The 271-nt window shown below is 32.8% G+C and carries 1 protein-coding gene; it reads right to left on the bottom strand.

Translation table 11 applies throughout. The annotated features are described in order from the left end of the window. On the bottom strand, positions 1 to 271 hold a 271-nt coding region (locus SB749_RS19530; RefSeq protein WP_410711767.1), incomplete at both ends, for a terminase TerL endonuclease subunit.

Genomic DNA, 271 nt, shown 5'->3' with positions numbered 1-271 from the left:
CGTCTAACATTTCGTCGTATTCGTCTTCATTAAAATCTGTAAGCATCATCATGGTTTCTTTGTGAGCTGCAAGGAATGCAGAAAAACCATCTATTTTATTTTTACTCTGTTTTTTAGAAGGTCGTTTAAGTCCTTGAGAGTTCTTATCAGCAACTACATTTTCGGTACAATATACAAATAACGGGTTATCTGTTTTAATCCTCTCTTCATACATTAGAACTTCAACATCATCAAACGGTGAATTTAATACTGTTGAATATTGTTTAACCTC

This window comes from Brevibacterium sp. SIMBA_078, from assembly GCF_046534565.1.
Taxonomy (GTDB): Bacteria; Actinomycetota; Actinomycetes; order Actinomycetales; family Brevibacteriaceae; genus Brevibacterium.
The sequence above is the reverse complement of the archived record's forward strand: the minus strand, read 5'-3'. Positions and strand labels throughout refer to the sequence as shown.